Here is a 5,535-nt window from a genome sequence, read left to right on the forward strand (position 1 = left end):
GGGTTACTCAAAAAGTTCCTGCGTTGTGACTTTGTGATGATGCAATCTCCCCGCGGAAAGACGGAAGTTTCAATCCGACTCGGAGTGCGTCCAGGGCCCCGGCGTTGTCTCGGATTGTCCGGTTCTACGGCGAATCGCCGAAGCTACGGGCTGACTGTAGGAAGAGCACGACTTCTGGTGATTTTTCGGGTGTCTCAAGCCTGAAGGATCTACCCAGGAGCCGTGCTCGTGTTGGTATCTTCCCCGATCAGCCCTGTCGTTGACCACCTTGCGGATCTGGCCCTGTGGGAGGCCGAACGTGCCACGGACCCGCGGGCGGCGGCGTCGTCGCTGGCCCAGCGTCTGGCCGCGGTGCCGGACCCGCGTGCCGCGCGGGGCCGTCGCCACCCGTTGGTGGTGATCCTGGCGCTGACCGCCTGCGCGACGCTGGTTGTTGGCAACGATTCCGTGGCGTCGATCTGGCAATGGGCGGCGGGTACCCCGCAAGAGGTCTTGGCCCGTATCGGGGCCTGGCGCGATGCGCTGACCGGTCGCTATCTGGTGCCCAGCGAGCGGACCTTCCGCCGGGTACTGGCCAGTCTGGACGCTGACGCGTTGGACGCGGCGGTCAGCGGGTACGCCGCCGACGTGGCACGCGGCATCACCCCCGCGCCGGTCCTGCCGGCGGTGGCCGGGCCAGCCGAGCGGGAACAGCGCCGCGCCGCGCACCGTGCGGTGACTCACCCGGCCCCGGCCGGGCTGCTACCCGCCGCGGCGATCGACGGGAAACTGCTGCGCGGGACCGTCACCACCGCCGGGCGGGTGTTCCTGGTCGCCGCGATCGGCCACGGCACCGGGGTCGTGCTGGGTCAGCGGCAGGTCGCCGACAAGCGTGGTGAGGGCACCGCCGTGCCCGATGTGCTGGGCGGACTGGACGTCGCCGGTATGGTGCTGACTTTGGATGCCCTCCATACGACGAAGAAGACCGCCCGCCTGATCACCGGGAAGGTGCACGCCCACTACGTGCTGATTCTCAAAGCCAACCAGCCCCTCGCGCTGCGGGCCGCCCAGGCGCTGCTGTCGGGAACCGACACGCAGTTCGCCGACCACACCGCCATCGACGTCGACCGGGGTCATGGGCGTACCGAACAACGCGCCCTTCGGGTGGCACCCGCCGATGACAGCTTATTTCCCGGAGCCCGGCAGGTGTTCCGGCTGCGCCGCGACACCGGTGGCCTGGATGGCCAACGCACCGGCAAACACATCGTCTACGGCATCACCAGCATGCCCGCCGAGTTGGCCGGCCCCGTCCACCTCAACCACTACGAGCGCGAGCACTGATGCGTGGAGAACCGTCTATATTGGACTCGCGATGTCACTTTCCGTGAGGATCACTCCCAGCTACGCACTGGCGCCGCCCCGCGGGCTATGGCCAGCTTCCGCAACCTGACACTCAATACCTACCGACTGGCCGGCAGAGCCAACATTGCCCACGCCCGCCGTGACCTACACGACCGCGCCGAAGCCTTCGCCGTATACGGCATATAGCAAACTATCACCGAACCGGACAGAGAGGAACAACGCCGGGGCCCTGCACCGCTGGGTGCGAGCCACGTCGCCGCGGTTCCGGCACATCCAGTTTCTCGCCCGCTGGCCCACGAGGAGGGCGATGCGGCATGTTCGGGATCGTATCCGTGAGTTGACGGAGCGGCGCCGGCTGCTGCTGCCGGTTGAGGTGATCGTGGCGGACGTCAACCGCGTGCTGCGTGGTTGGGCGGGTTTCTTCCGCTACGGTAACTCGGCTCGGCACTTCGCCACGATCAGATGGTATGCGCTGCGGCGGCTGGCGTTGTTTGTTGCGAAACGGCATCAGCGGTCGGCGGCGTTCGGCCGGTGGGTGGTAGGCGTAGCCTCTGCCAACCAGCTTGGTTTGGTCGATCTCAGTGGAATCGTCGTCGCCCCGCGGCCGAACAGGCCGTGGCGGGAAAAGCCGAATGCCGGCGGTGAACGACGTCGGTGAGCTGTGTGCGGGAGAACCGCTTGCACAGTTCGATGGGGGGTGGCTGGAAACGGAACGCTGCTATGGCAGGCTGGGATGAGAAACGCACGGGAAACCGTGCGGACAAAGGTATCGGACCAACGCCTAAAGCCAAGCGTAACCGCGCCAGTCGCCTACCCTACAAGTTCCTGCCCTGCGACAGTACCACCGATCCTGGGGGGTTTGACCTGCGGCTTTGCAAGATCCTTCCAGAACCTCCCGGCGGGGGCTGTGGATAAACTGATCCAAAAGATTGATCGTTTACGTTTGTGCAGGTCGCAGGGTTATCGATCTTTGTCAGAACCTCCCCGTTTCGTCGGCGTGTCGGAGGTTCTGGATGTCGATCAAGATTGGATCGCTTGACGGGATCGCGAAGTTGTGCAACCGACTTGTGATCATCGTCTGCCGGAGGGACGCATCCGAAGAGCATCAACAGAGCATGCCGCAGCCTGGCGTCCGTCCGGTTGACGTGGTGGTCGAGGGTGCGTAGCGCCTGGCGGAGTTCAGGCGGGGCCTGGGACCGGTCGGCGGTGAGCGGGACGAGGAGCCGGTTGACGATGATTGCGGCGTTGTGTGCTCTGTCGAGGTCGAGGATGTCTCGATCGGCCGGCGGGCGGCCGATCGAGACATCGGGATCAGGCATCGGGATCAGGCGAGGTCATACCGGTCGAGGTTCATGACCTTGTCCCACGCGGCCACGAAGTCGCGCACGAACGTCTCCCGCGCGTCGTCGCTCGCGTAGACCTCGGCGATGGCGCGCAACTCGGAATTCGAGCCGAAGACGAGGTCGACGCGGCTGCCGGTCCAGGTGACCGCGCCCGTGGCGGAGTCGCGGCCCTCGAAGGTCTCCGCGTCTTCGGACGTCGCCTTCCACTCCGTACCCATGTCCAGCAGGTTTACGAAGAAGTCGTTGGTCAGCGACCCGGGCGACGAGGTGAAGACGCCCAGCGGGGACCGCTGGTGGTTCGCGCCCAGGACGCGCAGGCCACCCACGAGGACGGTCATCTCGGGCGCGCTCAGGGTCAGCAGGTTCGCGCGGTCGATCAGCAGGTACTCACTCGGCAGCCAGTGACCCTTCCCGCGGTAGTTGCGGAACCCGTCCACGGCCGGCTCGAGCGCGGCGAAGGACTCCACGTCGGTCTGCTCCTGCGACGCGTCCGTGCGGCCCGGGGTGAAGGGCACCTCGACCGGGTGGCCGGCATTCTTCGCGGCCTGCTCGACGGCGGCGCACCCGCCGAGCACGATGAGGTCGGCGAGCGAGACCCGCTTCCCCCCGCTCTGGGCGCCGTTGAAGGCTTCCTGGATCCCCTCCAGGGTGCGCAGCACCGTCGCCAGCTCGTCGGGGTCGTTAGCCTCCCAGCCGCGCTGGGGCTCGAGCCGGACGCGCGCCCCGTTCGCCCCGCCGCGCTTGTCACTCCCGCGGAACGTCGAGGCCGACGCCCACGCGGTGGAGACGAGCTGGGAGACGGACAGCCCCGAACCGAGGATCTGGCCGGTGAGCGCGGCGATCTCCGCGGCCCCGATCAGCTCGTGTCGCACCGCGGGGACGGGGTCCTGCCATATCAGCGTCTCCCGCGGGACCAGCGGCCCGAGGTAACGCGCGATCGGCCCCATGTCGCGGTGCGTCAGCTTGAACCAGGCTCGGGCGAACGCGTCCGCGAGCTGGTCCGGGTTCTCCAGGAAGCGCCGCGAGATCGGCTCGTAGATTGGGTCCACCCGCAGCGAGAGGTCCGTCGTCAGCATCGTCGGGGCGTGCGACTTCGAGGGGTCATGGGCGTCCGGCACGGTGCCGGCCCCGGCGCCGTCCTTCGGCTTCCACTGCTTCGCCCCGGCGGGGCTCTCCACCTGCTCCCAGTCGTAGCCGAACAGGGTCTCCAAGAAACTGTTGTCCCACGTCACCGGGGTGGGCGTCCACGCACCCTCGAGCCCGCTGGTGATCGCGTCCCCGCCCTTGCCGCTGCCGTAGCCGTTCAGCCAGCCCAGGCCCTGCTCCTCGAGGGGAGCGGCCTCGGGCTCCGGGCCGACGTAGCGGTCCGCGTCCGCCGCGCCGTGGGTCTTGCCGAACGAGTGCCCGCCCACGATCAGCGCGACGGTTTCCTCGTCGTTCATCGCCATCCGCCGGAAGGTCTCGCGGATGTCCCGGGCCGCGGCGAGCGGGTCCGGAACGCCGTTCGGGCCCTCGGGGTTTACGTAGATCAGGCCCATCTGGACGGCGCCCAGCGGGTTCTCGAGCTCCCGGTCGCCGGTGTACCGCTCGTCGCCGAGCCAGGTGCGCTCGGGACCCCAGTAGACGTCCTCGTCGGGCTCCCAGACGTCCGCCCGGCCGCCGCCGAAGCCGAAGGTCTTGAAGCCCATCGACTCGAGGGCGCAGTTGCCCGCGAAGATCATCAAGTCGGCCCACGAAAGCGCGCGGCCATACTTCTTCTTGACCGGCCAGAGCAGCCTGCGTGCTTTGTCGAGGCTGGCATTGTCCGGCCAACTGTTGAGGGGTGCGAAGCGCTGCATGCCGGCACCGGCGCCGCCGCGGCCGTCACTGATGCGGTAGGTGCCCGCGCTGTGCCACGCCATCCGGATGAACAGCGGCCCGTAGTGGCCGTAGTCCGCCGGCCACCAGTCCCGCGACGTCGTCATCACCTCCTCGACGTCGCTGCGCAGGGCATCGAGGTCGACGGTGGCGAACGCCGCGGCGTAGTCGAAGTCCTCGTCCATGGGGTTGGCCACGGCTGGGTGCTTTCGGAGGATCTTCAGGTTGAGCTGGTTCGGCCACCAGTCGCGGTTCCCCGCGCCCTCGGTCGGGTGATTGCGGCGCCCGGCGGAGACGGGGCACCCGCCTGCGCTCTCCTCGTTGTTCATCTCTCCCACAACGGCGTTCGGAGTGTCAGACACGGGAATCCTTCCGGGATCGGAGGGTGTGCTCAGGAACTGGTTGCGGTGGAGCAGGCGGGGCATCGGCCCCAGTAGATGACCTCGGCCTCGTCGACCGTGAAGCCGTTGTCGTCGGAAGGCGTCAGGCAGGGCGGGTCACCTACGGCGCAGTCGGTGTCTACGACCAGGCCACACCCACGGCACACCAGGTGGTGATGGTTGTCGCCGACCCGCAGCTCGAACCGCGCTGGGCTGCCGGCCGGCTCGATCCGCCGGACAAGCCCCGCGATCAGCAGCACCTCCAGGTTGTCGTAGACCGCCTGGGTCGACACCGCGCCGAGGCGCTCGCGCACCGAGGTCGCGATCGTGTCGGCTGTCAGGTGGGCGTGGTTGCTCAGCGCGCCGAGCACCGCGAGCCGCGGTGCCGTGACGCGCAGCCCCGCTCCCCGCAAGGCCGCCGTCGCCGCTTCTGTCTCCACGAGAAGACCCTCCTCCCATAAATTGAACTAGTCAAGAATTTGATTCGATCCGAGGACGGTGTGGGCGTGCCGCCAAGGGCGCTGCCAAGCGCGCCGCCTTCGGCGCCGCATGGTCGTGCCGGGTGCGGTTTCGGGGAGTCAGCGCATCGGGCCTGGTAGCACTGGTGTCCACTG

General features: G+C 67.9%; 5 protein-coding genes. 3 read left to right on the forward strand and 2 right to left on the reverse strand.

The features are described from left to right. The first annotated feature begins 228 nt into the window (after positions 1-228). The 3 genes from MJ783_RS21625 to MJ783_RS21635 all read left to right on the forward strand — a co-directional run bounded on the left by MJ783_RS21625 (position 229) and on the right by MJ783_RS21635 (position 2,507). The gene (locus MJ783_RS21625; RefSeq protein WP_239313318.1) at positions 229-1,320 is read left to right on the forward strand and encodes an ISAs1 family transposase; all 1,092 of its coding nucleotides are present in this window, start codon (positions 229-231) and stop codon (positions 1,318-1,320) included. Positions 1,321-1,648: 328 nt separating this feature from the next. Further along, positions 1,649-1,999, forward strand: coding sequence for a group II intron maturase-specific domain-containing protein (locus MJ783_RS21630; RefSeq protein ID WP_239313320.1), 351 nt, complete (start codon positions 1,649-1,651; stop codon positions 1,997-1,999). 355 nt (positions 2,000-2,354) lie between these two features. Next, on the forward strand, positions 2,355-2,507 hold the full coding sequence (locus tag MJ783_RS21635; RefSeq protein ID WP_239313322.1) for a hypothetical protein: 153 nt from the start codon (positions 2,355-2,357) through the stop codon (positions 2,505-2,507). Positions 2,508-2,665: 158 nt separating this feature from the next. On the opposite strand, the gene katG is transcribed toward MJ783_RS21635, so the two are convergent. Then, on the reverse strand, positions 2,666-4,870 hold the full coding sequence (katG, locus tag MJ783_RS21640) for a catalase/peroxidase HPI (protein WP_239313324.1): 2,205 nt from the start codon (positions 4,868-4,870) through the stop codon (positions 2,666-2,668). A gap of 62 nt (positions 4,871-4,932) precedes the next feature. Further along, on the reverse strand, positions 4,933-5,361 hold the full coding sequence (locus MJ783_RS21645; RefSeq protein ID WP_239313326.1) for a Fur family transcriptional regulator: 429 nt from the start codon (positions 5,359-5,361) through the stop codon (positions 4,933-4,935). Between the last annotated feature and the right edge of the window lie 174 nt (positions 5,362-5,535).

The organism is Protofrankia sp. Cj3, assembly GCF_917627355.1.
Classification (GTDB): domain Bacteria; phylum Actinomycetota; class Actinomycetes; order Frankiales; family Frankiaceae; genus Protofrankia.

Bases quoted from the DNA above. Each gene is read 5' to 3' on its own strand.
- MJ783_RS21630 (WP_239313320.1), top strand. From the start codon at position 1,649: ATGCGGCATGTTCGGGATCGTATCCGTGAGTTGACGGAGCGGCGCCGG.
- MJ783_RS21635 (WP_239313322.1), top strand. From the start codon at position 2,355: ATGTCGATCAAGATTGGATCGCTTGACGGGATCGCGAAGTTGTGCAAC.
- katG (WP_239313324.1), bottom strand. From the start codon at position 4,870: ATGAACAACGAGGAGAGCGCAGGCGGGTGCCCCGTCTCCGCCGGGCGC.